We start from the raw sequence: 24229 nt of genomic DNA, 5'->3' as shown, positions 1-24229 counted from the left end.
TTAAAATACGCTAGAGTCGCCGAACCACATTCGCGGAAACGTCATGACCCATCTCAACGGCCGCCGTCTGGAAATAGATGCCCTTCGCGCCTTGCAGGCCGTCCGCCATCACGGCGGCGTCACCCGCGCGGCCGAGGCGCTTGGCCTGTCGCAATCCGCCGTCAGCCACAAGATCAGGCGGCTGGAAACAAGCCTTGGCTGCGATCTGCTGAACCGCAAGCCGGGCGTGGCCGTCTTCACCACCGCCGGAGAGGATCTGCTGGACTATGCCGCCCGCATCCTTGGCCTGCATGACGAGGCGCTGCTGTCGCTGTCCAGAACGCCCCTGTCCGGGCGCATTACCCTGGGCATGACCGAGGATACGGCCTGTTCCGATCTGGCGCGCATCCTGGGCCGGTTCCGCCGCCTGCACCCGGACGTGACCGTGCGCAGCAAGGTCCGCATGAGCCTCGTCCAGCAGGCCATGCTGGATGCCGGTGAACTGGACGCCGCCATCGTGCAGGTCTTCGCGCATGAGCTGAGGGCCAGCGACGTGGTGCTGTTCCGCGAAAGGCTGAACTGGGTCAAGGCGCCGGATCTGGTGCTGCCCGCCGAGGGCCCGATCCCGTTCGTGTCCTTCGACGAACAGTGCTTCTATCGCCGTTGGGCGTCCGGCGTCAGTCAGGGGCCCGAGGACATGCTGGAGACGGTCTTCGAATGTGCCAGCGCGGCGGGGGTGGTGGCGGCGGTCACGGCGGGCATGGGCATGGGCCTGTTGAACGACCGGCACCTGCGCCCCGAGATGGAGGTGATCAGGGGCCGTCTGCCCGATCCGCCGGATCTGGCCTATGTCATCCGGCGCGCGCGCAAGACCCGCAACCCCGCGCTTGATACGCTTGTGGCCGAGATCGAGCGCGAGATCGGCCGCTATGGCGGGCTGATGCTGGCGGGCTGAAACAGGGGATCACCCCTGCTTCTGGAATTCCAGTTGCCGCGCCGCCCACAGCGCCACTGCCGTGGCGACCGCGCCCGACAGCAGGTAGAGCCCCGCCGCGAACAAGCCCAGCGTCGTGGACAGGAACAGCGCCGTCAGGGGCGCCAGCCCGGCGCCGAACAGCCAGCCCAGGGCGGATGCAAAGGCCGAATCCGTGTAACGGTTGCGGCTGTTGAACATCGACGCCACCGCGCCCGACGACAGGCCGAAGCTGATCCCCAGGACCAGGAAGCCCAGGATCATATAGGCGGAAACGCCGGTCTTGCCGCCACTCAGCAGCAGGGGGGCCATCAGGCTGAAGACGCCGATGCCAAGCGAACCCCACAGCAGCACCCGCCGCCGTCCGAAGCGGTCCGACAGCCAGCCCGACACCAGCACCGAGACCAGGCCGAAGGCCGCGCTGAGGGCCGTCAGGTTCAGGAAGAAGGTCAGCGTCTCGTCGGTATACAGAAACACCCAGGACAGCGGGAACACCGTCACCATGTGGAACATCGCAAAGCTTGCCAGCGGCACGAAGGACGCAAGCCAGATCGCCCGCCAGTCGGATTTGAAGGTCGTGCGGATGCGGGTCGGCTGCAACTCGCGCGTTTCGAACGCTTCCTGGAACTCGGGCGAGGCGACGATCCGCAGCCGGGCGAACAGCGCCACCACGTTGACCGAGAAGGCCACGAAGAACGGATAGCGCCAGCCGAAATCCAGGAAATCCTCGGCCGAGAGGGTCGAGACCAGATAGGAGAACAGCAGCGCCGCCACGATCAGCCCGATCGGCGCGCCCAACTGCGGCACCATCGCATAGAAGCCGCGCTTTTCCCTGGGCGCGCTCAGCGCCAGCAGCGAGGAAAGCCCGTCCCAGCTTCCGCCGATGGCAAGGCCCTGGCCAATGCGCAGCACCGCCATGATGATGATCGCCCATTCGCCCAGCACCGCATAGGACGGCACCAGCCCCATGGCGACCGTGGAGGTGCCCAGCAGGAACAGGGCCAGCGTCAGCTTGGCGACGCGCCCCTGCTTGCGGTCGATATACATGAAGATCGCCGTGCCGATGGGACGGGCGACAAAGGCCAGCAGCACCAGCATGAAGGACAGCAGCGTCCCCGTCAGCGGATCGACGAAGGGAAACAGCCGCGCCGGGAACACGATGACCGAGGCGATGGCGAAGACGAAGAAGTCGAAGAATTCCGAGGTCCGCCCGATCACCACGCCAACCGCGATGTCCGAGGGCGAGACATGGATGTCGTCGGCGTCCTTGCCGGGGCTGCGACGGTCATGGGTTTCGGCAGATGTCGCCATTGCGTGAACCACTTTGGATTGGGCCAGAAGGCATGAAGGGCAAAGGCAGGCGGAATCCTGGCGGGATTCGCCCTTGGTCGGGACGATCAATGCTACAAAATGCCGGGGATGGACACGCGACAAATTGTCTTATGTTTGATCCAGATCAATGAACTTATCTCAGCCGCAACTTCAGGGCGTCGTCGTCCGAACGGCGCGCGATTCGCGCGGGTCCAACGGGGTCATCACCACATGACACATTTCTTCAAACGTCTTTCCTGGCTTGCACCGCTGCCGCTGCTGGCGGGGTGCGAGGCGGTCGTGCTGCGGCCATCGGGCGACATCGCGGCGCGGCAGGCGGAACTGCTGGTGCAATCGACGCTGCTGATGCTGATCATCATCGTGCCGGTGATGGCGCTGACGGTGTGGTTCGCCTGGCGTTACCGGGCGTCGAACCGGCAGGCGACCTACAATCCCGACTGGGACCATTCAACCAAGCTGGAACTGGTGATCTGGGCCATCCCGCTTCTGATCATCGTCTGCCTGGGCGCGCTGACCTGGGTGGGCACGCATCTGCTGGATCCGTACCGTCCGCTGGACCGGATCGACGCGGAAACCCCGGTCAGCAACCAGCAGCCCCTGCAGGTGCAGGTCGTGGCGATGGACTGGAAATGGCTGTTCATCTATCCCGAACAGGGGGTGGCGTCGGTCAACGAACTGGCGGTCCCGGTGGACCGGCCAGTCCAGTTCACGCTGACCGCGACGTCGGTGATGAACGCCTTCTATATCCCGGCGATGGCGGGGATGATCTATGCCATGCCCGGAATGCAGACCACGCTGCATGGCGTCTTCAACGAGGCGGGCGAATACCAGGGCTTGGCCTCGCATTATTCGGGCCACGGCTTTTCGGGGATGCGGTTCAAGGCCCATGCGCTTGACGGCGCGGGCTTCGACAACTGGGTGGCGCAGGCGGCCGACAGCGGCGAGACGCTGGACCGCGCCCGCTATCTGGAACTGGAAAAGCCCAGCGAGAATGTCGCGCCCATGGCCTTTGCCCAGGTTGATCCCCAGCTTTTCAACCGTGTCGTGAACATGTGCGTGGAAGATGGCCGCATGTGCATGGCCGAGATGATGGCCTATGACGCGCAGGGCGGGCTGGGCCTGCCGGGCATCGCCAACGTCACCGTTCTGGCCGAAGCCGGACGCGGCACGCCGCGCCCCGTCCTGGGCCTGCCGCCCTTCCAGGTCACCGGCATCTGCACCGTCGAGGAACTGGACCAGATGCTGGCAAGCGCCGTCCCCGCCGAAAGCACGCCGCGCGACATGTCGCCCCTGCGCGGCCGGGCGCTGGAGGCGCCGCAGGGCATCTTGGGCCGCAACCTGATCCCGAACCGCCTGACCCAAACGACGCCGCCGGCCGGCGCCGACCAGAACCTGTAGAGGCCGAAGATGGCAGTCCCTTCCAATATCGAGACAACCTTCCTGCTGGGCCGCCTGGACTGGAACGCGATCCCGCAGGATCCGATTGTCTGGGCCACCGGCGTGGTCGTCGCCATCGGCGGCGCCGGGCTGTTGTGGATGCTGCACAAGTACCGGCTGTGGTCATACCTGTGGCACGAATGGTTCACGACGGTCGATCACAAGAAGATCGGCATCATGTATGTCGTGCTGGCACTGGTCATGTTCGTGCGCGGTTTCGCCGACGCGATCATGATGCGGCTTCAGCAGGCGATCGCCTTCGGCGGGTCCGAGGGCTACCTGAATTCGCACCATTACGACCAGATCTTCTCGGCCCACGGGGTCATCATGATCTTCTTCGTGGCGATGCCCTTCGTCACGGGGCTGATGAACTATGTCGTGCCCTTGCAGATCGGCGCGCGCGACGTGTCCTTCCCGTTCCTGAACAACCTGTCCTTCTGGATGACGGTCGGCGGCGCGGTGCTGACCATGGCGTCGCTGTTCGTGGGCGAATTTGCGCAGACGGGCTGGCTGGCCTTCCCGCCGCTGTCGGGCCTGGGGTCCAGCCCCTATGTGGGCGTGGACTATTACATCTGGGGCCTTCAGGTCGCCGGGGTGGGGAGCACGCTGTCGGGGATCAACCTGCTGGTGACCATCATCAAGATGCGCGCGCCCGGCATGACCATGATGCGGATGCCGATCTTCACCTGGACCTCGCTTTGCACGAACATCCTGATCGTGGCGTCCTTCCCGGTGCTGACGGCCACGCTGGTCCTGCTGACGCTGGACCGCTATGTCGGCACCAACTTCTTCACCAACGATCTTGGCGGCAACGCCATGATGTATGTGAACCTGATCTGGATCTGGGGCCACCCCGAGGTCTATATCCTGATCCTGCCCCTGTTCGGCGTCTATTCCGAGGTGGTGGCGACCTTCACCGGCAAGCGGCTGTTCGGCTATACCTCGATGGTCTATGCGACGGTCTGCATCACCATCCTGTCCTATCTGGTCTGGCTGCACCACTTCTTCACGATGGGGTCTGGGGCGTCCGTGAACTCGTTCTTCGGGATCACCACGATGATCATTTCGGTGCCGACAGGGGCCAAGATCTTCAACTGGCTGTTCACCATGTATCGCAGCCGCATCCGGTTCGAATTGCCGATGATGTGGACCATCGCCTTCATGCTGACCTTCGTGATCGGCGGCATGACGGGCGTGCTGCTGGCCGTGCCGCCCGCCGACTTCGTGCTGCACAACTCGCTGTTCCTGGTGGCGCATTTCCATAACGTCATCATCGGCGGCGTGCTGTTCGGGCTGTTCGCGGCGGTCTATTACTGGTGGCCCAAGGCCTTCGGCTTCCGGCTGGATCCGTGGTGGGGCAAGGTCAGCTTCTGGTTCTGGGTCGTGGGCTTCTGGGTCGCCTTCGCGCCGCTCTATATCCTGGGGCTGATGGGCGTGACGCGGCGGGTGCGGGTCTTCGACGATCCCAGCCTGCAGATCTGGTTCGTGATCGCGGCCTTCGGCGCCGTCCTGATCGCCATCGGCATCGCCGCGATGTTCATCCAGTTCGGCGTCTCCATCGCGCGGCGCGACCAGTTGCGGGACGAGACCGGCGATCCCTGGGACGGGCGCACGCTGGAATGGGCGACATCCTCGCCCCCGCCGGCCTATAACTTCGCCTTCACGCCGGTCAGCCACGGGCTGGATACCTGGTGGGACATGAAGCGTTACGGCCAGACCCGGCCGCGCGCGACCTATGTGCCCATCCACATGCCCCGGAACACCGGAACGGGCGTCATCATCGCGGGCCTGTCCACGATCTGCGGCTTTGCCCTGGTCTGGTATATCTGGTGGCTGGCGGCGTTGTCCTTTGCGGGCATCGTGATCGCCTCGATCATCCATACCTTCAACTATGCCCGCGACTACCACATCCCGGCCGAGGAGGTCCGCGCCACGGAAGACGCGCGCGATCGCCAGCTGGCAAGCGCAGGGGTCTGATCCATGAACACAGCCACCCAAACGGCCCCCGGCGACTTCTGGGAAGTCGAGCCGCACCACCACCACGAGGGCGCGTCCACAAGCATCGGCTTCTGGATCTACCTGATGAGCGACTGCCTGATGTTCGCGGTGCTCTTCGCGGTCTTCGGGGTCCTGGGCGGCAGCTATGCCGCCGGTCCGGGGCCCAAGGACCTGTTCGACCTGGAACTGGTGGCGCTGAACACGGCCTTCCTGCTGCTGTCCTCGATCACCTATGGCTTCGCCATGCTGGCGATGGTCAAGGAAAACACCCGTGGCACGCTGATGTGGCTGGGGATCACGCTGGTCTTCGGGCTGCTGTTCCTGGCCGTCGAGATCTATGAGTTCCAGCACCTGATCCACCTGGGCGCGGGGCCGCAGCGCTCGGCCTTCCTGTCGGCCTTTTTCGCGCTTGTGGGCACCCACGGGCTGCACGTGGCATTTGGCTGCCTCTGGCTGGTCACGCTGATGATCCAGATCCGCCAGCGCGGGCTAATCCCGGCCAACCGCCGCCGGCTGGCCTGCCTGTCGATGTTCTGGCACTTCCTGGACGTGATCTGGATCGGCGTCTTCACCTTCGTTTATCTGCTGGGGATGATCTGATGGCCTCGATTGAAGCCCAGGGCGACAAGCACCGCGCCGAACGCCACGCCGAACGGCATGGCGACCATCACGACGACGGCCACGACCACGGCAGCGTCCGGTCCTATCTAACGGGCTTCGTGCTGTCGGTGATCCTGACCGCGATCCCCTTTGCCATCGTCATGGCCGGCGGCTTTGAAAGCCGCTTCCTGACCGCCGCCGTGGTGGTGGGCATGGCGATCGTGCAGATCCTGGTCCATATGGTCTATTTCCTGCACATGAACACGCGCAGCGACGAAGGCTGGACCATGATGGCGCTGATCTTCACCGTCGTGATCCTGGTCATCGTCCTGGCCGGGTCGCTGTGGGTCATGTTCAACATGAACACCAACATGATGCCCCAGATGAACCACGAGGCCCTGGGACTGGGATCGTGACCGCCCGCCGCCGCCCTGTCGCCCTGCTGGTCGCGGCGGGGATCGTCTTCCTGGTCCTGATGGGCCTTGGCATCTGGCAGGTGCAGCGGCTGGCCTGGAAGACCGACCTGATCGCCCGCGTGGACGCGCGGGTGGCGGCGGCCCCGGTTCCCGCGCCGCCGCCTGGCGAATGGGCGGGGCTGACGGCCGAGAATGCCGAATACCGCCGCGTCAGCGTCGGGGGCGAATACCGGCCCGACAGCGACGTGCTTGTGCAGGCGGTGACGGAACGGGGGCCGGGCTTCTGGGTGATGACGCCGCTTGTCACCGAAGACGGCTGGACGGTGCTGGTCAATCGCGGCTTCGTCGCCGCCGGCCGCCGCGACGACCGCCCGCTGCCGCAGGGTCCGCAAGGTGTAACAGGGCTGTTACGCCTGTCGCAGCCCGGCGGCGCCTTCCTGCGCGCCAACGACCCGGATGCGGGCCGCTGGTATTCCCGCGACACCCAGGCGATTGCCGCGACGCTGGGCCTTGCCGATGTCGCACCCTATTTCATCGACGCCGACCGCGCGGGTGATGCCCAACCCATCGGCGGACTGACCGTGATCGCCTTCCGCAATTCCCACCTGACCTATGCCTTGACCTGGTTCGCGATGGCGGGCGGGTTGCTGGTCCTGGTGGCCTATGCGCTGCGGCGCTAGGCATTTTCCGACCAAAGTGGCAGGGAAAATCCCGCATTAGCACTGGATCGCGATCCCACGCAGTTGCACAGTAGGCAAGTTCAGCGCGAGGGGAGGAAGCGATGGACGATCACAGCGAACCGACCCATGCCGTCCGCCGCCTGGGGTCCGAGATCGGCGCCACGCTGATCGGCCATGCCGTTCTGGTGGAACGCCTGCTGATCGCGCTCTTGGCCAGGGGCCATGTCCTGATCGAAGGGCCGCCGGGCATCGCCAAGACCCGCGCCGTCAAGGCGCTTGCGGCGCATCTGCCGGGCAGCCACGCCCGCATCCAGTGCACGCCCGACCTTCTGCCCTCGGATCTGACCGGCACGCAGGTGTTCCGGCCGGAAACCGGCGGCTTCGACTTCATTCCCGGACCGATCTTCCACAGCCTGGTGCTGGTCGATGAAATCAACCGCGCGCCGCCCAAGGTGCAGTCGGCCTTGCTCGAGGCGATGGCCGAGGGACAGGTGACGACAGGCGGCACCACCCGCCCGCTGCCCGACCCCTTCATGGTCGTGGCGACCCAGAACCCGATCGAGCATGAAGGCACCTTCCCCTTGCCCGAGGCGCAGCTGGACCGCTTCCTTCTGCATCTTCGGCTGGACCTGCCGGGGGCCGAGGCCGAGCGCGCGATCCTGGACCTGGTCGAGGCCGAGGCGGTCGCCCCGGCCGCGCAGGCGGGCACGATGATCCGCGCCGCCGACCTGGCCCAGGCGCGGACGCAGGTTGCGCGCGTGCATCTGGCCCCCGCGCTCAAGGACTTCATCGTGCGGCTGGTCATGGCGACGCGGGCCGGCGGCGCGGTGGCGGAATGGGTGGAACATCCCGTCTCGCCGCGCGGGACGCTGGCCCTGGCGGCGGGGGTGCGGGCGCGCGCCTGGCTGCACGGCCGCGACCACGGGTTGCCCGAGGATGCCGAGGCGCTTGCCGCCGACGCCCTGTCGCACCGCCTGATCCCCGCCTGGTCCGCCAGCGGCGAGGGTCGTACCGCCCGCGGCATCGTGGCCGAGATCCTGCGCCAGGTGCGCCCGTGGTAGCCTTGCCTGCCGGACTGCCAGACGCGCCGGGCATCCGCCTGACGGCGGCCGAGCTTCTGGCCCTGCGCGACCAGGCCCCCGACCGGGGCCGGCACCGCCCGCTGACCCGTCGCGCGGGCGCGGTGCCGGCGCGGACGCCCGGCGCGGGCATGGACCTTCGCGAAATCCGCGCCTATGTCGCGGGCGACGATCCCCGGCGGCTGGACCCCGCCGCCACCGCCCGCACCGGCCATCCCCATATCCGCAGCCTGCACGAGGATCGCGACGATACGATCCTGTTGGTGGCGGACTTCCGTGCGCCGATGCTTTGGGGCACGGGCGCGGCGCTTCGGTCCGTCCGTGCCGCGCGGCATCTGGCCCAGGCGGGCTGGCGCGTAACGGCGCGCGGAGGTTCGGTCGCGGCGCTGGTGCTGGCGGGCGGGCGGGCGGGCGAGATCGCGGGCGCGGGCGGGGACGGGCACATGTCCGCGATCTGCAAGGCCCTGGCCCACCAGCACGACCAGGCGCTGGCGGCCCCGGCGGTCCCGCCGCTGGCCGAGGGCCTGGCGCGTGTCCTGCGACTGTCGCCCTCGGGCGGGCAGGTGCTGGTCGCCACCGGCCCCGATGGATGGCAGGGGTCCGAGCCGATGCTGGCGTCGCTGGCCCGTCGCCGGTCCCTGACGCTGGCGCTGATCATGGACGAGGCCGAGTTGCAGCCCCCCGGCCGGTCCCTGGCCATCAGCGACGGTCATCGCAGCCGCCTGGCCCGTCTGGCGGTTCCCGATCTTGCCGCCGACCTGACCCGCCTGCGCGCCCTGGGCGCCACCGTGACCGAGGTCATGCCATGACGCGCGAGGAGTTGCTGGCCCAGCTTTCGCCGCCGCGCCTGCCGCTGGACATGGCGGTGCTTGGCTGGCGCGAGGGGCTTGCGCTTTTGGGCCTTGGCCTGCTGGCCGGGCTGCTGGTGGCCTTGGCCTTGCGGCCCCTGACGGCCCGCAAGCCGTCGCGCCGCGCCCTGATCCGTGCCACGCGCGGCATGGCGCCCGAGGCCCGCATCCTGGCCATCGCCCGCATTCTGGGCAAGCTTCCAGAACCGCTGCACGCCGCGGCCTATGGCGCGGTCCCCGCCCCCGACGATGCCGCCATCGAGCGCATCGCCCTGCGCCGGACCCGCCGGGGATGAGCCTTGCCTGGCCCTGGCTGCTGCTTCTGCTGCCGCTGCCGCTGGTCGTCCGCCGCCTGCTGCCGTCCCTGGACGTGCCCCGGCCCGCGCTGACCCTGCCGCCGCATCTGCTCCAGGCGGCCCGGCCGGCCCCTGCGGTGCGCAGGCGCGGTCCCTGGCTGGCAGGGCTGGCCTGGATCGCCCTGGTCCTGGCTTTGGCCGGTCCCCGGATCGAGGTCGCCAGCGACGTGATCCCGGCATCGGGGCGCGACATCGTGCTGGTCATGGATCTGTCGGGCAGCATGCTGAAGGAAGATTTCTTCCTTGACAACCAGCCCGTCACCCGGCTGGAGGCGGTGAAGCGCACCGCATCTGCCTTTGTCGCCGCGCGGCGGGGCGACCGGATCGGCTTGGTGATCTTTGGCGAACGCGCCTATTTCGCGGCGCCGCTGACCTTCGACGTGGATGCCGTGGCCCGCGCCATCACCGAGGCGCAGATCGGCATTTCCGGTCGCGGCACCGCCATATCCGACGGGCTGGGCCTGGCCGCGAAACGCCTGTCGCGCAGCGATGCGCCCACGCGGGTGATCGTGCTGATGTCGGACGGGGTGGACACCTCGGGGACCGTGCCCGCGATCGAGGCCGCGCGGCTGGCCCATGACCACGGCATCCGCGTCCACTCCATCGCCCTTGGCCCCGAGGATCTGGAAAACCAGCCCCAATCGCGCGACGCCGTGGATGTGGCGACCCTGCGCGCGGTGGCCCAGGTGGCGGATGGCGAAAGCTTCCGCGTGCGCGGCACCGACGACCTGCAGGCCGTGGCGGAAAGCCTGGACCGGCTGGAGCCGAACCCTTCGGCCCGCCCGCCGATGCGGCTGTGGCAGCCCCTGTGGGTCTGGCCCGCGACGGTCGCCGCCCTGTGCCTGTTCCTGATCGCGGGGAGGCGGCGCGGATGGACGGGCTGATCCTTCTGCGACCCTGGTGGCTGCTGGCGCTGCTGCCGCTGGCGGGGCTGGTCCTGATGCGGTTGGCGCGGTCACCCGATGCCGGGGGATGGGAAGGCGTGATGCCCCGTGACATGCTGCGGGCGATGCAGGCGCTGGGGCATCTGGGCGGTCGGCAGCCGTTGTGGATGCGGCTGCTGGCACCCCTGGCGCTGGCGCTGCTGATCTGCGGGCTTGCGGGTCCGGCCCTGCCGCGCACCGATGCGCCGGTGCTGGCGCAGGCCGATGCGGTGGTGCTTGCGGTGGATCTGTCCCCCTCGGTCGCGCAGGGGGCGGGACTGGATCAGGCCAAGATCGCCGCCGCGGGGCTGGCGCAGGGGTTGTCCGGCCGACCGGTCGGGTTGATCCTTTATGGCGGCGAGGCGTTCACCGCATCGGCGCCCACGCTGGACATCGCGACATTGCAGACGCAGATCGGCGTCCTGGATGCGGACACCATGCCCGGCAAGGGCAGCCGCCCGGCGGCGGCCATCGGCATGGCGACGCAGATGCTGGCCGGGCTGCCCCGCGCCGATCTGGTGCTGATTTCCGACGGCGGCGGGGTGGACAGCCAGGCCCTGGCCGAGGCCGACCGGCTGGCGGGGCAGGGGGTGCGCATCTCGGCCCTGCGGCTGGACGGGCGTGCGGCGGATGGGCCGCCCCCGGCCCCCGATACCCTGGACCGCCTGCTGCGCGGCGGTGAGGCCGCGTCCTGGGATCAGTCGGACCGGCTGGCGGCGCGGTTGATCCGCAGCGGCGGGTCCGTTCGCGATCCGGTCCTGCAAGCCCTGCAATACCGCGACCTTGGACCTTGGCTGGCGATGCTGGCGCTGCCCGCCCTGCTGGTGATGCTGCGGAGGCTGGAATGAGGCCCCTGCTGGTGGCAATCGCCGGTCTTGCCGCCCTTGCGGTCGCGGGGCCCGGTGCGCTGGGGCGGCTGGCCCTGCATGCCGGGCTGGACCGTCCTGCCGCCTGGCTGTTGTCCGATCCGGCGGCGCGGGGCGTGGCGCTGTATCGGCTGGGCGATCATGCGGGCGCGGATGCGGCCTTCGCCCAGGCGGGGCGGACGCAGACCTATAACCGGGGGCTGTCGCTGGCGGCCCTGGGGGATTACCCGCTGTCGGTCGCCTATTTCGACGCCATGCTGTTTGCCAATCCCGCCGACGAACAGGCGCGGCGCAACCGCGACCTTGTCGCCGCGATGTACCCCCCGCAACGCGGCGATTCCACCGTGCCGGGCCGCATCAAGGGGGCAGGGGGGCTGGACGCGGGGGATATCCCGATCTCGGATCTTCTGGCCAATGCGTCGGGGCCGGAATGGGAACGGCGGCTGGATGCCAAGGGCCTGGCCGCGACCGACCAATGGCTGGAGGCCATCACCGACGACCCGGGCGAGTTCCTGAAGCTGCGCATCCGCGCCGAATTCGACCGGCGCGCCCAGATGGGCCTGATCCGCCCCGAGGAGGGCGACCCATGGTGATCCGCATCATCCTGGCATGGCTGGTGATGGCGGGCGCGGTCCTAGCCCAGGGCGACACGCGCCTGATGATCCTGCACGACCACGGCAACCCGGTCGTGTCGGAAATGGTCGAACTGACGATCCGGGGCGAATACGACCTAACCGTTTCGCTCGAGGATATGCAGTTCCCGAATTCGCCCGACTACGACTGGATCCAGATCGCGCGGGACGATTGGCACAAGGATCGCGTGAACGGGCGGCTGTTGCAGATCTTCGAACGCAAGATCGCCTTGTTCCCCCGCCGCGAGGGGGCGATACAGGTCGGCCCGATCAGCCACAAGCTGACCTATGTGCAGAACAACGGCCAGCGTGCGGAAACCACCGTCACCGCCGCGCCCATCACCCTGGGGGTCAGGCCCTTTCCGGCCGACACGCCGCCCTTGTCGGCCAGCCGGCTGGTGCTGACCGACGAATTGTCCGCCGAACCAGGCCGGCTGAAGAAGGACGAGATCCTGACCCGCCGTGTCACCATCGAGGCGGTCGGCGCCCTGGCCCATCACCTGCCCGCCCGTCCCGACCTGTCCGAACCCTGGCTGATCCTGTTCAGCCAGCCCGAAACCCGCGAAACCGTCCTGACCGAGGCGGGACCGGTCGCGCGCGTGGTCTGGGAATGGCAGTTGCGCCCCCGCACCGGCGAACCCGCCATCCTTCATGCCCAGGCCTTCCCCTGGTTCGACACCGACCACCGACAGGTCGAGGTCGCGCCGCTGAAGCCCATTCCCTTCGGCTTTGCGGGCTTCGGGTCGAACTTCGGCGCCTCCGACCAGATAGCCTGGCGCAACTGGCCCTTGGCCGCGCTGGCCTTGGGCGGGGGCATGGCGGCGTCGCTTGGCCTGATGCTGCACGGCCAGGGATTGCTGCCCGTGGCGGCGATCAGGACGCGCCTCCGCCGCCTGCTGCCCGGCCCCCATGCCCGCGCCATGCGCCGGGCAGCCGATGCTGGGGATCTGGCCGCCCTGCGCGACGCCGCCGACCGGCACCTGCGCTGGCGCGGACAGCCCGCGCCGCCGATCCTGGCCGAACTGGACCGTCAGCTTTATGCGCCCGATCCCCCGCCCGGCTTTGACGCCCGCCGCTGGCTGGCGGCGTTCAGCCGGACATTGCGACGGGGCTGACCACCTGGGACTTGCCAGTCGTTCCGCCTTGGGCCACCCTGCAGGCCATGCAACCCCGCCCCGACGCGGGGACCAGGGAAACAGGGAACCACCATGAAACATCTTCTGACCCCGCGCGCGATCCTGCTGGCATCGGCCCTGGCCATCGCGCCTGCGGCCTGGGCGGAAACGCCTGCCGACACGCTGGTCGTGGCCGCCGCCATCGACGACATCATCAGCCTGGATCCGGCCCAAAGCTTCGAGTTCTCGGGCAATGACGTGAACCAGAACACCTATGACCGTCTGGTCGATTTCGACCCGCTGGACATGGAAGCAGGCTTCAAGCCGTCCCTGGCCGAAAGCTGGGAAGTGTCCGAGGACGGCATGTCCATCACCTTCACCATGCGCCAGGGCGTGACCTTCCATTCCGGCAACCCGGTCCGGGCCGAGGATGCCGCCTGGTCGCTGCAGCGCGCGGTCAAGCTGGACAAGACGCCGGCCTTCATCCTGACCCAGTTCGGCTTCACCGCCGACAACGTGGAAGAAAAGATCACCTTCGACGACACGACCCTGACGCTGCACCTGGACAAGCCCTATGCGCCGACCTTCGTGCTGAACTGCCTGACCGCCAACATCGCCAGTGTGGTGGACAAGGAAACGGTCATGGCGAATGCCCAGGGCGACGACCTGGGCAATACCTGGCTGAACACCAACGAGGCGGGTTCCGGCCCCTATGTCCTGGCCGGCTGGCGCCCGAACGAGGCCGTGCAGTTCACCGCCTATGAGGATTATTTCCAGGGCGCCCCCGCGATGAAGCGCGTGGTGGTCCGCAACGTCGCCGAATCCAGCGCGCAGCGCCTGCTGCTGGAACAGGGCGACATCGACGCCGCCCGCAACCTGTCGCCGACCGACGTGGAATCCGTGGGCACGGTCGAGGGCGTGAAGATCCAGGACGAACCGCGCGGCCGGATCCTGTACATGGGCCTGAACCAGAAGGATCCGGTCCTGTCGAACCCCCAGGTCATCGAGGCGATGAAGCACCTGGTCGATTACGACGGCATCGCGAACAGCTTCCTCAAGGGCACCTTCGTGCCGCACCAGTCCTTCCTGCCCAAGGGATACCTGGGCGCGCTGGAGGACATGCCCTGGACCTATGACGTCGCCAAGGCCAAGGCCCTGATCGACGAGGCGGGGATGTCCGGCAAGACCATCACCACCAAGGTCCGTGACCTGCGCGAATATGTGGACGTGGCCCAGGCCCTGCAGGCATCCATGGCCGAGGCAGGCCTGACGCTGGAAATCCAGCAGATGACCGGCGCGCAGGTGCTGGACGCCTATCGCGCCCGCGACGTACCGATCTTCCTGGGCGAATGGGGCCCGGATTATTCGGACCCGAACACCAATGCCGCGACCTTCGCCTATAACCCCGACAACAGCGACGAAGCGCAGGCGACCGGCCTTCTGGCCTGGCGCAACGCCTATGAAGTCCCGGCCGAGATGAACGAGGCCACGGTCGCCGCCACCCTGGAACAGGACGCCGACAAGCGCGCCCAGATGTATATCGACATCCAGAAGCAGTATCAGGCCGAGGCCCCCATCGTGCCGCTGTTCCAGCGGGTCGAGAACACCGGCCTGCGCGACACCGTGCAGAACTGGAATTCCGGCGGGTCCGTGACCTCGGTTATGTATCGGCAGGTCACGAAGGGCGAATAAGGCTTGGCCGTTTCCGACACCGATGCCGCCGGCCGGGGGGCGCCGTCCCCCGCGCCGAAGCCCGATGCGCCCAACCACCGCGCCGCCGCCCGGCGCCGCCGCGCCCGCAGCCTCGGCGGCACGCTGTTGTCGCTGGCCCTGACCATGCTGGGTCTGCTGCTGGTCACCTTCATCATCGGCCGGGTCATGCCCATCGACCCGGTGCTGAAGGTGGTGGGCGACCGCGCGTCCCAGGCGCAATACGACGCCGCCTATCAGGCCATGGGCTTGGACCAGCCGCTGTATGTGCAATTCGTGCGCTATCTGGGCGATGTGCTGACAGGCGATTTCGGCCGGTCCATCTCCACCGGCCAGCTTGTCGTGGACGACATCAGGCGCGTCTTTCCCGCGACCTTCGAATTGGCGACCCTGGGCACCCTGATCGGCGTGCTGGTCGGCGTGCCGCTGGGCGTCATCGCCGCCGCGCGCCGGGGCGGGATCATCGACCAGGTGGCCCGCGTGGTTGCGCTTGTGGGCTATTCCATGCCGATCTTCTGGCTGGGGCTGATGGGGCTTCTGGTCTTCTACGGCATCCTCGGCTGGGTCGGGGGGCCGGGGCGGCAGGGGATCATCTATGACGGGATGGTGCCGACCGTGACCGGGCTGATCCTTGTCGATTCGCTGATCGCCGGCGACTGGGGCGCCTTCAAGGACGCCTTCAGCCACATCATCCTGCCCGCCAGCCTCTTGGGCTATTTCAGCCTGGCCTATATCAGCCGCATGACGCGCAGCTTCATGCTGGAACAGCTTTCGGCCGAATACATCACCACCGCCCGCGTCAAGGGGCTGTCCGAACGCGCGGTGATCTGGCGCCACGCCTTTCGCAACATCCAGATCCCGCTGATCACCGTGATCGCGCTGTCCTTCGGGTCGCTGCTGGAAGGATCCGTCCTGACCGAGATCATCTTCAGTTGGCCGGGCCTGGGCCAATACATCACCAAGGCGCTGCTGTCGGGCGACATGAACGCGGTCCTGGGCGGCACGGTGGTCGTCGGCACCTGCTTCGTGGTGCTGAACCTGTTCAGCGACATCCTGTATCGCGTCCTCGACCCGAGGTCGAAATGAACCAGGCCAGACCCGCCCCATCCCGAAAAGAATGGCTGCTGTCGGATGCGCCCCAGACCCGCAGGCAGGCGCGGCTTGGCGCGCTTTACCAAGGCTGGCTGACCTTCCGGGGCAACAAGCTGGCGATGCTGGGGCTGATCGTGCTGGTCGGGCTGATCGGCATGGCGATCCTTGCCCCCTGGATCGCGCCGCAAAGCCCCTTTGCCCAGAACCTCGCGAACCGGCTGCAACCGCCATCCAGCGAACACTGGCTGGGCACGGACGCGCTTGGCCGGGACATCCTGTCCCGCCTGATCTTTGGCTCGCGGATCACGCTGTTCATCGTCGGCACCGTGGCGCTGATCGCGCCGATCATCGGGCTGTTCATCGGCACGGTGGCGGGTTTCGCGGGCGGCTGGGTGGACCAGGTGCTGATGCGGATCACCGACATCTTCCTGGCCTTCCCCAAGCTGATCCTGGCCCTGGCCTTCGTGGCGGCCCTTGGGCCCAGCATCGGCAACGCGGTCCTGGCGCTGGCCCTGACCGCATGGCCCCCCTATGCCCGCCTTGCACGGGCCGAGACGCTGACCGTGCGCAATGCCGACTTCATCGCCGCCGCGCGCCTGCAGGGGGCGGGTCCGCTGCGGCTGCTGATCAGGCATATCTGGCCACTGTGCATTTCCTCGCTGATCGTGCGCGTTGCGCTGGACATGGCGGGGATCATCCTGTCGGCGGCGGGCCTGGGCTTCCTGGGCCTTGGCGCGCAGCCGCCGATGCCGGAATGGGGGGCGATGATTTCCGACGGGCGGACCTATATCCTGGATTTCTGGTGGGTTGCTGCCATGCCGGGGATCGCGATCTTCATCGTCTCGATGGCCTTCAACCTGCTGGGCGACGGCTTGCGCGACGTCCTGGATCCCAAGGGGGCCAAGGAATGACGCTGCTGTCCGTCCGCAACCTGCGCGTGACCTTTCCGACCCGCCAGGGCACATTCGAGGCCGTGCGCGGCGTCAGCTTCGACCTGGGCCGCGAACGGCTGGGCGTGGTCGGCGAATCCGGGTCGGGCAAGTCGATGACGGGCCGTGCGATCCTGGGCCTTGTCCGCCCGCCGGGCCGCGTCGCCGCCGACCGGATGGAGCTTGAGGGCCAGTCGATCCTGAACCTGCCCGAACGCCGGATGCGCAAGATCCGGGGCAGGCGGATCAGCATGGTCATGCAGGACCCCAAGTTCAGCCTGAACCCGGTGATGACCATCGGCGACCAGATCGTCGAGGCCTATCGCCTGCACGCGGGCGGCAACCGGGCCGCCGCCCGGCAAAAGGCGCTGGACATGCTGGCCGCCGTCCAGATCCGCGATCCCGAACGGGTCATGGGCGCCTATCCGCACGAGGTGTCGGGGGGCATGGGCCAGCGGATCATGATCGCCATGATGCTGGCCCCCGACCCCGAGATCCTGATCGCGGACGAACCGACTTCGGCCCTGGACGTGTCCGTCCGCACTGAGGTGCTGAACATCATGGACCGTCTGGTCCGCGACCGGGGCATGGGGCTGATCTTCATCAGCCACGACCTGAACCTGGTCGCGCAGTTCTGCGACCGCGTGCTGATCATGTATGCGGGCCGGATCGTGGAGACGCTGGCGGCACGCGACCTGCACCAGGCCCGCCACCCCTATACCCAGGGCCTGCTGAACAGCCTGCCCCGCCTCGACGCGCCGGTGGACCGCCTGCCGGTCCTGCAGCGCCAGGACAGCTGGCGCAACGGCGACACGATCACCGAAAGCCTGGAAACCGAATTTCCGGGTGGCCTCTGATGCTTCTCCGTTGTCCAAATACCCAATCCCGCCGGAGCCGCCCATGCTGACGGTCGATCACCTGAACGTCTGGTTCGGCCACCACCCTGACCGCGTGGACGCCGTGCAGGACGCCAGCTTCAGCGTCGCTCAAGGTGAAAGCTTCGGCCTTGTGGGCGAATCCGGGTCGGGCAAGTCCACCATCCTGCGCGCCATCGCCGGGCTGATCGACACCTGGTCCGGCACCATCAGCGTCGCGGGCAGGCCCCTGGCCGCGCGCAGACGCGACCGGGCTTTCTACAAGACCGTGCAGATGGTCTTTCAGGATCCCTATGCCAGTCTGCATCCGCGCCATTCGGTCGATGCCGTGCTGTCGGAAACGTTGCGCCTGCAGGGGATGGACGACATCGACCGCCGCATCGCGCGGCTTCTGGACGATGTGGGCCTGGGTCGCGGCTTCCGCTTCCGCTATCCGCACCAGTTGTCGGGCGGGCAGCGCCAGCGGGTCGCCATCGCCCGCGCGCTTGCCGCCGAACCGCGCCTGCTGCTGCTGGACGAACCCACCAGCGCGCTGGATGTCAGCGTGCAGGCCGAAATCCTGAACCTGCTGGCCGACCTGCGCGCCGAACACGGCCTGACCTATGTGATGGTCAGCCATGACCTGGCCGTCGTGGGCCATATGTGCGACTGGCTGGCCGTCATGCAGGGCGGCCGCATCGTCGAGGTGATGGAGGTTGACGCCCTGCGCCGGGGCACCGCGCGCCAGGATTATACCCGGCAGCTGATCGCCGCGTCCCAGGGCTATGCCCGTGCCTGACCCGCTTGCGTCCCCCTGTGCTATCGCTAACGTGCGCGCGACAGCAGGAAAGGATGCACCATGAAGCGCGTGACACTGGGCGGCAGCGATGTCGAGGTCAGCGAGATCTGCCTTGGCACCATGACCTTCGGCAACCAGACCCCTGAACCCGAGGGCCATGCCCAGATGGACCGCGCCCTGGACGCGGGCATCACCTTCATGGACACGGCAGAGATGTATCCCGTGAACCCCGTCCGGCGCGAAACCATCGGCCTGACGGAAACCATCGTCGGCAACTGGCTGGCCCGCAGCGGCAACCGCGACCGGGTAGAGATCGCCACCAAGATCACCGGTCCCAGCCAGATGGTCCGTGACAATGCACCCTATGACGGCGCCATTGTCGCCAAGGCCATCGACGCCTCGCTGAAGCGGCTGCAGACGGATCGCATCGACCTTTACCAGATGCACTGGCCGGTGCGCGGCAGCTATGCCTTTCGCCAGAACTGGACCTATGATCCCTCGAAGCAATCCAAGCAGCGGACGCTGGACCACATGGCCGACGTCCTGGGGGCGCTGTCGGATGCCCGGAAGGCGGGCAAGATCCGCGCCGTGGGGCTGTCGAACGAATCCGCCTGGGGCCTGGCCCGCTGGTGCGACATGGCCGACCGGCTGGACGCGCCGCGCATGGCGGCAATTCAGAATGAATATTCGCTGCTTTATCGCCTTTATGACACCGACCTGGCCGAAACGGCCGTGAACGAGGATGTGACGCTGCTAGCCTATTCCCCGCTGGCCGCGGGTCTGCTGACCGGCAAGTATTCCGGCGGCGCGGTGCCGGAAGGCAGCCGGGCGGCTGTGGACAAGGCCACGGGCGGGCAGGGCAACCTCGGCGGGCGCAAGACGCCGCAAGCCATCGCCGCGACCGAAGCCTATCACAGGCTGGCGGCGGATCACGGCTGGGACGGGGTCCACATGGCGATCGCCTGGCAACTGACCCGGCCTTTCAAGGTCGTCCCGATCATCGGGGCCACGCGGATGGACCAGCTGGACCACCTCCTTGCGGGTCTGGGCAAGCTCTTGCCCGACGATCTGCGCAAGGCCGTGGACCGGCTGCACAAGCAGTATCCGCTGCCCTATTGATGAACCGCCGCCATCCCCTATCTTCTTGAACACAGGCGATGAAATGGGGGAACAGGTGATGGCGGGCAATCCGTATGAAGCCTTGGGGCTGACGAAATCGGCAACCGATGCCGAGATCAAGAAGGCCTATCGCCGGATCGCCAAGTCGGATCACCCCGACCTGAATCCCGATCCGGCGGCGACTGCCCGCTTCAAGGCCGCGTCCGCCGCCTATGACCTGCTGAAGGATCCCGAACAACGCCGCCGCTTCGACGCCGGGGAAATCGACGCCCAAGGCCAGGAACGCGCGCAGCGCCGACCGTGGCGCGACCATGCCGAGGCGGCGGGCAATCCCTATGCCCGCAGCTATGGCTTCGAATCCGATCCCGACCTGTCGGGCGTTTTTTCTGACCTGTTCGGGCGGCGCGGCTTTGGCGGCTTCGGCGGCTTCGGCCGTGGCCCCGAGGATCCGCGCGACTTTCATGTGCGCGGGCAGGATTACCGCTTTTCGCTGCAGGTGGATTTCCTGACCGCCGCCAAGGGCGGCAAGACCCGCATCACCCTGCCCGAAGGCGGCGATCTGGAGGTGACGATCCCCAAGGGCACCCGCGACGGCCAGACCATCCGGCTGAAGGGCAAGGGCGGGCAGGGCCTGGGCGAGGGTGGGCCGGGCGACGCTTATCTGACGATCAGCGTGGCCCCGCATCCCGATTTCCGGCGCGACGGCGACGACATCTTGTTGACCCTGCCGATCAGCCTGGACGAGGCGGTCCTGGGCGGCAAGGTCGCGGTTCCGACCATCGACGGGCCGGTCAACCTGACCATTCCCAAGGGCGCCACCAGCGGTCAAAAGCTGCGGCTGCGCGGGCGCGGCATCAACGGGGGCGACCAGCAGGTGGAACTGAAGATCGTGATGCCGCCCAAGGTGGACGACGATCTGGCCCGCTTCTTCCAGGAATGGCGCAAGAACCATCCCCATGATCCGCGCGCAGGCATGAAGATGGGGGGCAAGTGACATGACCCGTCATTTCTCGGAAACCGAGGTGGTGGCGATCCTGGACGACCTGAACCCCGCCCGGCTGCGATCCTTCGTGGCCGCCCGCGTCGTGACCCCCCTGCAGACCCCCCAGGGCCAGGCCTTCAGCGAGGCGGATCTGGCCCGGCTGCAACTGCTCTGCGACCTGTCCGAGGTTTATGACCTGCCCAACGATGCGCTGGCCATGGTCATGTCGCTGATCGACCAGTTGAACACCGCGCGCGGCGACATGCGCGCGCTGATCCAGGCCGTCGCGACCGAACCCGACGAGGTGCGCGGCCGCATCATGACCCATGTCCGCAGCATCAGGGTGACGGGCAGGGGCTGAGGTGTTTCAACGCCGCCGATAAACTGCCCGTCGATCTTGCAGATTGTGCATGACATCTGGCCGCGCTAAGGCAGTCCCATGTCCCGCTACCTGCCTCATATTGCCGCGACCCTGTCGCTGGGCCTGCCGCTGATCGGCAGCCATCTGGCGCGCATGGCCATCGGCGTGGGCGATACGGTGATGGTCGGCTGGTACGGGGTCGAGGCCCTGGCGGGCCTGGTCATCGCCACGTCCTTTTTCCACATCCTGTTCTTCCTGGGCATGGGTTTCGGCACCGGCGTCCTGGGCCTGATCGCCACCGCCATCGCCCGCGGCGACGAGACCGAGGTGCGGCGCGAGACCCGAATGGCCCTGTGGCTGTCCAGCGGCTTCGGCCTGGCGGTCATGCCCTTGATGTGGTTTTCCGAACCGATCCTGTCCGCGCTGGGGCAATCCCCGGTCGTCGCGACCTATGCTCAGGAATACCTGCGCATCGCCGGCTGGGGCCTGGCGGTCGTCCTGTGCCAGTTGACGCTGAACTCCTATCTGGCGGCGATGGAGCGGACGCAGGTGGTGATGTGGGTGACGCTGGCGGGCCTGCCGGTGAACGTCGCACTGAACTGGGTCCTGATCTTCGGCAACCTGGGCGCGCCGGAACTGGGCGTCGCGGGTGCGGCCATCGCCAGCCTGACGGTGCAATGCCTGCAACTGGTCCTGCTGGTGACCTATGCGGCCTGGCTGCCGATGGCGCGCAAGTACAACCTGTTCCAGCGCCTGTGGCGGCCCGACTGGTCGGCGCTGCGGCGCGTGGCCTCGATCGGGCTGCCCATCGGCCTGACCATGGTGGCCGAGGGCGGGCTGTTCGTCGGGTCGAACATCATGATGGGCTGGATCGGCACGCAGCAGCTGGCAGCGCACGGGATCGCGCTGCAGATCACCTCGATCGCCTTCATGGCGCATCTGGGCTTGTCCAATGCCGCGACGATCCGCGTAGGCCAGGCCAAGGGACGCAACGATCCCGCCTTCATGCGCGACGCGGCCATGACCGTCACCTGGATGTCGCTGGCCTTCGCCTGCTTGACCATCGTGCTGTTCCTGACCGCCGCCGTGCCGCTGGTGCGGCTGTATCTGGACCCTGCCGACCCCCAGGCCGAAGCCATCATCCGCATCGGCGCGGGCCTGCTGTTCTTCGCGGCCCTGTTCCAGCTTGCCGACGCGCTGCAGGTGCTGGCCCTGGGCTTCCTGCGGGGCGTCCACGACACGCGCGTGCCGATGATGATCGCGGGCTTCAGCTATTGGGTGGTGGGAATGCCCGTCGCCTGGGGGCTGGCCTTCCCGCTGGGCTTCGGCCCCGCCGGGCTGTGGCTGGGACTTTGCGCGGGGCTGACGCTGGCCGCCGCGCTGCTGCTGGCGCGGTTCTGGCAGGGACACGCGCGCGGGGTCTGGACCCGTCCCGCCACCGCGGTCTAACCTGCGCCCGATTGCAAAAGGAGACTGCTCATGCGACCCGTCTTCGTCCAGTTCCGCTGCGAGCCCGGCAAGACCTATCAGGTCGCCGAGGCCATCTATGACCGCGAAGTGGTCAGCGAGCTTTACTCGACCTCGGGCGATTACGACCTGATCGCCAAGGTCTATATCCCGGAAGACGAGGATGTGGGCCGCTTCCTGTCGGACAGGCTGTTCGACATCCCCCATATCAGCCGCACGCTGACCACCATGACCTTTCGCGCCTTCTGATGATCCGCCTTGCCCCGATCCCGGCGGGCCTGCCCGCCACCGTTCCCTTTGTCGGCCCCGAGACGCTGGAACGCCAGTCCGGCCGTCCCTTCGCCGCCCGCCTTGGCGCCAATGAGAACGGCTTCGGCCCCAGCCCCCGCGCCCTTGCCGCGATGCAGGCGGCGGCGGGCGAGGTCTGGAAATACGGCGATCCGACCAGCCACGACCTGATCCAGGCCCTTGCCGCCCATCACGGCGTCCGGCCGGAAAACATCGTCGTGGGCGAGGGGATCGACGGGCTTCTGGGCCTGCTGGTGCGGCTGACGGTCGCGCCGGGCGACGTTGTCGTCACCTCGGACGGGGCATACCCGACCTTCAACTTCCATGTCGCGGGCTTCGGTGGCAGCCTGGACAAGGTGCCATACCGAAACGACGCCGAGGATCCGCAGGCCCTGCTGGACCGCGCCCGGCAGGTGCGCGCGCGTCTGGTCTATCTGGCCAATCCCGACAACCCCATGGGAAGCTGGCACGACGGCGCGGTGATCCGGGCGATGCTGGACGATTTGCCCGAAGGCGCGCTGCTGATCCTGGACGAGGCCTATGCCGAATTCGCTCCGGCCGACGCCATTCCTGACATCGCCGCCGACGATCCGCGCGTGATCCGGATGCGGACCTTCTCCAAGGCCTATGGCATGGCGGGCGCGCGGGTTGGCTATGCCATGGGCCACCCCGACCTGATCGCCGCCTTCGACCGGGTGCGCAACCATTTCGGCGTGAACCGCATCGGCCAGGCAGGCGCGCTTGCCGCCTTGCAGGACCGTGACTGGCTGGCGCTGACCGTGGCGCAGGTGGCGACCGCCCGCGCCCGGATCGGCGCCATCGCCGGGGACAACGGCATGACGGCGCTGCCTTCGGCCACCAATTTCGTGGCCGTCGATACCGGCCGCGATGGCACTTTCGCCCGCCGCCTTGTGGATGCGCTTGCAGCCCAGGGCGTGTTCATCCGGATGCCCGGCACAGCGCCCCTGAACCGCTGCATCCGCATCAGCTGCGCCCCCGACGCCGAACTGGAGATCCTGGCCGAGGCCTTGCCAAGGACCATCGCGGCGGTCAGTCACGCATGAAGCGGCGCCGGGCTTCCTCGGCGATGGCCTGGCGCATCTGAAGCCGCGCGATCTCGGCCAGAAGGGCCGTGCGTTCGGGGCCTTCCGGCAGGTGGGCCAGGCGTTCCTGCGCGGCGATGACCTGCTTTTTCAGCACGATCTCCTCGGGCAGGACACCGGCTTGGGCCATGATGCGAAAGCCCACCGCCGTGCCGTCCTCGCCCGCCGGGCGGTCGGGCAGGGGCTTGCCTTCGCCTTCAAGGCCCGAAAGCTTCCCCTCGGCCCTGGCCTTCAGCATCATCCGTTCGGCGATCCGGTCCAGCCAGCCCATCCGGGCACCCCCCTGAAGCC

The 24229-nt window shown here is 67.7% G+C and carries 26 protein-coding genes; 24 read left to right on the top strand and 2 right to left on the bottom strand.

Translation table 11 applies throughout. The annotated features are described in order from the left end of the window. Positions 1–43 precede the first annotated feature (43 nt). Positions 44–934: a LysR family transcriptional regulator gene (locus CK944_RS04105; protein ID WP_103171772.1), complete on the top strand. Its 891-nt coding sequence runs from the start codon at positions 44–46 to the stop codon at positions 932–934. A gap of 9 nt (positions 935–943) precedes the next feature. Here the strand turns inward: CK944_RS04105 and CK944_RS04100 are convergent, their stop codons facing one another. After that, positions 944–2263 (bottom strand): MFS transporter, encoded by a 1320-nt coding sequence (locus tag CK944_RS04100; RefSeq protein WP_103171771.1) that lies wholly within the window; start codon positions 2261–2263, stop codon positions 944–946. Between the two features lie 231 nt (positions 2264–2494). On the opposite strand from CK944_RS04100, the gene cyoA reads away from it, so the two are divergent. From cyoA to CK944_RS03985, 23 genes are all read left to right on the top strand, one after another. After that, entirely contained in the window at positions 2495–3682 is a 1188-nt protein-coding gene (cyoA, locus tag CK944_RS04095; protein WP_103171770.1) for a ubiquinol oxidase subunit II, read from the top strand. A 9-nt stretch (positions 3683–3691) separates the two neighbouring features. Continuing rightward, positions 3692–5698 (top strand): cytochrome o ubiquinol oxidase subunit I, encoded by a 2007-nt coding sequence (gene cyoB / locus CK944_RS04090; RefSeq protein ID WP_103171769.1) that lies wholly within the window; start codon positions 3692–3694, stop codon positions 5696–5698. Between the two features lie 3 nt (positions 5699–5701). After that, positions 5702–6319, top strand: a complete 618-nt coding sequence (cyoC, locus tag CK944_RS04085; protein WP_103171768.1) for a cytochrome o ubiquinol oxidase subunit III — start codon at positions 5702–5704, stop codon at positions 6317–6319. Beyond that, on the top strand, positions 6319–6735 hold the full coding sequence (locus CK944_RS04080) for a cytochrome o ubiquinol oxidase subunit IV (RefSeq protein WP_103171767.1): 417 nt from the start codon (positions 6319–6321) through the stop codon (positions 6733–6735). The genes cyoC and CK944_RS04080 overlap by 1 nt, the downstream gene beginning before the upstream one ends. Next, a complete protein-coding gene (locus CK944_RS04075) occupies positions 6732–7415 on the top strand; it encodes an SURF1 family protein (protein ID WP_205049002.1) in 684 nt (227 codons plus the stop codon). The genes CK944_RS04080 and CK944_RS04075 overlap by 4 nt, the downstream gene beginning before the upstream one ends. A gap of 101 nt (positions 7416–7516) precedes the next feature. Beyond that, positions 7517–8476 carry a MoxR family ATPase gene (locus CK944_RS04070; RefSeq protein ID WP_103171766.1) on the top strand — a complete coding sequence of 320 codons (960 nt, stop codon included), beginning with the start codon at positions 7517–7519 and terminating at the stop codon, positions 8474–8476. Beyond that, positions 8470–9303, top strand: a complete 834-nt coding sequence (locus CK944_RS04065) for a DUF58 domain-containing protein (protein ID WP_239985951.1) — start codon at positions 8470–8472, stop codon at positions 9301–9303. Before CK944_RS04070 ends, CK944_RS04065 begins: the two co-directional genes overlap by 7 nt. After that, positions 9300–9638 (top strand): hypothetical protein, encoded by a 339-nt coding sequence (locus tag CK944_RS04060; protein ID WP_103171764.1) that lies wholly within the window; start codon positions 9300–9302, stop codon positions 9636–9638. The genes CK944_RS04065 and CK944_RS04060 overlap by 4 nt, the downstream gene beginning before the upstream one ends. Continuing rightward, positions 9635–10582 carry a VWA domain-containing protein gene (locus CK944_RS04055; RefSeq protein WP_103171763.1) on the top strand — a complete coding sequence of 316 codons (948 nt, stop codon included), beginning with the start codon at positions 9635–9637 and terminating at the stop codon, positions 10580–10582. Before CK944_RS04060 ends, CK944_RS04055 begins: the two co-directional genes overlap by 4 nt. Further along, entirely contained in the window at positions 10570–11469 is a 900-nt protein-coding gene (locus tag CK944_RS04050; RefSeq protein WP_103171762.1) for a VWA domain-containing protein, read from the top strand. The genes CK944_RS04055 and CK944_RS04050 overlap by 13 nt, the downstream gene beginning before the upstream one ends. Further along, positions 11466–12080, top strand: a complete 615-nt coding sequence (locus CK944_RS04045; RefSeq protein ID WP_103171761.1) for a hypothetical protein — start codon at positions 11466–11468, stop codon at positions 12078–12080. The genes CK944_RS04050 and CK944_RS04045 overlap by 4 nt, the downstream gene beginning before the upstream one ends. Beyond that, positions 12074–13234 carry a BatD family protein gene (locus CK944_RS04040; RefSeq protein WP_103171760.1) on the top strand — a complete coding sequence of 387 codons (1161 nt, stop codon included), beginning with the start codon at positions 12074–12076 and terminating at the stop codon, positions 13232–13234. Before CK944_RS04045 ends, CK944_RS04040 begins: the two co-directional genes overlap by 7 nt. Before the next feature lie 93 nt (positions 13235–13327). Then, positions 13328–14926: an ABC transporter substrate-binding protein gene (locus CK944_RS04035; RefSeq protein WP_103171759.1), complete on the top strand. Its 1599-nt coding sequence runs from the start codon at positions 13328–13330 to the stop codon at positions 14924–14926. A gap of 123 nt (positions 14927–15049) precedes the next feature. After that, positions 15050–16030 (top strand): ABC transporter permease, encoded by a 981-nt coding sequence (locus CK944_RS04030; protein WP_371411646.1) that lies wholly within the window; start codon positions 15050–15052, stop codon positions 16028–16030. Beyond that, complete coding sequence (gene nikC / locus CK944_RS04025; protein WP_103171758.1) at positions 16027–16947, top strand: nickel transporter permease; 921 nt, start codon at positions 16027–16029, stop codon at positions 16945–16947. The genes CK944_RS04030 and nikC overlap by 4 nt, the downstream gene beginning before the upstream one ends. Beyond that, the gene (locus CK944_RS04020) at positions 16944–17822 is read left to right on the top strand and encodes an ABC transporter ATP-binding protein (RefSeq protein ID WP_103171757.1); all 879 of its coding nucleotides are present in this window, start codon (positions 16944–16946) and stop codon (positions 17820–17822) included. The genes nikC and CK944_RS04020 overlap by 4 nt, the downstream gene beginning before the upstream one ends. Before the next feature lie 43 nt (positions 17823–17865). After that, a complete protein-coding gene (locus CK944_RS04015; RefSeq protein WP_103171756.1) occupies positions 17866–18618 on the top strand; it encodes an ABC transporter ATP-binding protein in 753 nt (250 codons plus the stop codon). Positions 18619–18678: 60 nt separating this feature from the next. Then, the gene (locus CK944_RS04010) at positions 18679–19737 is read left to right on the top strand and encodes an aldo/keto reductase (protein ID WP_103171755.1); all 1059 of its coding nucleotides are present in this window, start codon (positions 18679–18681) and stop codon (positions 19735–19737) included. A 25-nt stretch (positions 19738–19762) separates the two neighbouring features. Beyond that, on the top strand, positions 19763–20731 hold the full coding sequence (locus CK944_RS04005) for a DnaJ C-terminal domain-containing protein (protein ID WP_371411645.1): 969 nt from the start codon (positions 19763–19765) through the stop codon (positions 20729–20731). A 1-nt stretch (position 20732) separates the two neighbouring features. Beyond that, on the top strand, positions 20733–21080 hold the full coding sequence (locus tag CK944_RS04000; RefSeq protein WP_103171754.1) for a hypothetical protein: 348 nt from the start codon (positions 20733–20735) through the stop codon (positions 21078–21080). 78 nt (positions 21081–21158) lie between these two features. After that, the gene (locus CK944_RS03995; protein ID WP_103171753.1) at positions 21159–22529 is read left to right on the top strand and encodes an MATE family efflux transporter; all 1371 of its coding nucleotides are present in this window, start codon (positions 21159–21161) and stop codon (positions 22527–22529) included. A gap of 30 nt (positions 22530–22559) precedes the next feature. Beyond that, the gene (locus CK944_RS03990) at positions 22560–22796 is read left to right on the top strand and encodes an Lrp/AsnC ligand binding domain-containing protein (protein WP_103171752.1); all 237 of its coding nucleotides are present in this window, start codon (positions 22560–22562) and stop codon (positions 22794–22796) included. Then, positions 22796–23899 (top strand): pyridoxal phosphate-dependent aminotransferase, encoded by a 1104-nt coding sequence (locus CK944_RS03985; protein WP_103171751.1) that lies wholly within the window; start codon positions 22796–22798, stop codon positions 23897–23899. The genes CK944_RS03990 and CK944_RS03985 overlap by 1 nt, the downstream gene beginning before the upstream one ends. Here CK944_RS03985 and CK944_RS03980 read toward each other — a convergent pair. Further along, positions 23886–24209: a DUF1992 domain-containing protein gene (locus CK944_RS03980; RefSeq protein ID WP_103171917.1), complete on the bottom strand. Its 324-nt coding sequence runs from the start codon at positions 24207–24209 to the stop codon at positions 23886–23888. The two genes, CK944_RS03985 and CK944_RS03980, sit on opposite strands and share 14 nt — an antisense overlap. Between the last annotated feature and the right edge of the window lie 20 nt (positions 24210–24229).

The sequence above is a fragment of the Paracoccus sp. SY genome, from assembly GCF_002901215.1.
GTDB classification, from domain to species: Bacteria; Pseudomonadota; Alphaproteobacteria; order Rhodobacterales; family Rhodobacteraceae; genus Paracoccus; species Paracoccus acridae.
The sequence above is the reverse complement of the archived record's forward strand: the minus strand, read 5'-3'. Positions and strand labels throughout refer to the sequence as shown.

Bases quoted from the DNA above. Each gene is read 5' to 3' on its own strand.
- CK944_RS04020 (WP_103171757.1), top strand. From the start codon at position 16,944: ATGACGCTGCTGTCCGTCCGCAACCTGCGCGTGACCTTTCCGACCCGC.
- nikC (WP_103171758.1), top strand. From the start codon at position 16,027: ATGAACCAGGCCAGACCCGCCCCATCCCGAAAAGAATGGCTGCTGTCG.
- CK944_RS04010 (WP_103171755.1), top strand. From the start codon at position 18,679: ATGAAGCGCGTGACACTGGGCGGCAGCGATGTCGAGGTCAGCGAGATC.
- CK944_RS04105 (WP_103171772.1), top strand. From the start codon at position 44: ATGACCCATCTCAACGGCCGCCGTCTGGAAATAGATGCCCTTCGCGCC.
- CK944_RS04060 (WP_103171764.1), top strand. From the start codon at position 9,300: ATGACGCGCGAGGAGTTGCTGGCCCAGCTTTCGCCGCCGCGCCTGCCG.
- CK944_RS04035 (WP_103171759.1), top strand. From the start codon at position 13,328: ATGAAACATCTTCTGACCCCGCGCGCGATCCTGCTGGCATCGGCCCTG.
- CK944_RS04100 (WP_103171771.1), bottom strand. From the start codon at position 2,263: ATGGCGACATCTGCCGAAACCCATGACCGTCGCAGCCCCGGCAAGGAC.
- CK944_RS04040 (WP_103171760.1), top strand. From the start codon at position 12,074: ATGGTGATCCGCATCATCCTGGCATGGCTGGTGATGGCGGGCGCGGTC.
- CK944_RS04015 (WP_103171756.1), top strand. From the start codon at position 17,866: ATGCTGACGGTCGATCACCTGAACGTCTGGTTCGGCCACCACCCTGAC.
- cyoC (WP_103171768.1), top strand. From the start codon at position 5,702: ATGAACACAGCCACCCAAACGGCCCCCGGCGACTTCTGGGAAGTCGAG.
- CK944_RS03995 (WP_103171753.1), top strand. From the start codon at position 21,159: ATGTCCCGCTACCTGCCTCATATTGCCGCGACCCTGTCGCTGGGCCTG.
- CK944_RS04070 (WP_103171766.1), top strand. From the start codon at position 7,517: ATGGACGATCACAGCGAACCGACCCATGCCGTCCGCCGCCTGGGGTCC.
- cyoA (WP_103171770.1), top strand. From the start codon at position 2,495: ATGACACATTTCTTCAAACGTCTTTCCTGGCTTGCACCGCTGCCGCTG.
- cyoB (WP_103171769.1), top strand. From the start codon at position 3,692: ATGGCAGTCCCTTCCAATATCGAGACAACCTTCCTGCTGGGCCGCCTG.
- CK944_RS04050 (WP_103171762.1), top strand. From the start codon at position 10,570: ATGGACGGGCTGATCCTTCTGCGACCCTGGTGGCTGCTGGCGCTGCTG.
- CK944_RS04045 (WP_103171761.1), top strand. From the start codon at position 11,466: ATGAGGCCCCTGCTGGTGGCAATCGCCGGTCTTGCCGCCCTTGCGGTC.
- CK944_RS03985 (WP_103171751.1), top strand. From the start codon at position 22,796: ATGATCCGCCTTGCCCCGATCCCGGCGGGCCTGCCCGCCACCGTTCCC.
- CK944_RS03990 (WP_103171752.1), top strand. From the start codon at position 22,560: ATGCGACCCGTCTTCGTCCAGTTCCGCTGCGAGCCCGGCAAGACCTAT.
- CK944_RS04080 (WP_103171767.1), top strand. From the start codon at position 6,319: ATGGCCTCGATTGAAGCCCAGGGCGACAAGCACCGCGCCGAACGCCAC.
- CK944_RS04000 (WP_103171754.1), top strand. From the start codon at position 20,733: ATGACCCGTCATTTCTCGGAAACCGAGGTGGTGGCGATCCTGGACGAC.
- CK944_RS04055 (WP_103171763.1), top strand. From the start codon at position 9,635: ATGAGCCTTGCCTGGCCCTGGCTGCTGCTTCTGCTGCCGCTGCCGCTG.
- CK944_RS03980 (WP_103171917.1), bottom strand. From the start codon at position 24,209: ATGGGCTGGCTGGACCGGATCGCCGAACGGATGATGCTGAAGGCCAGG.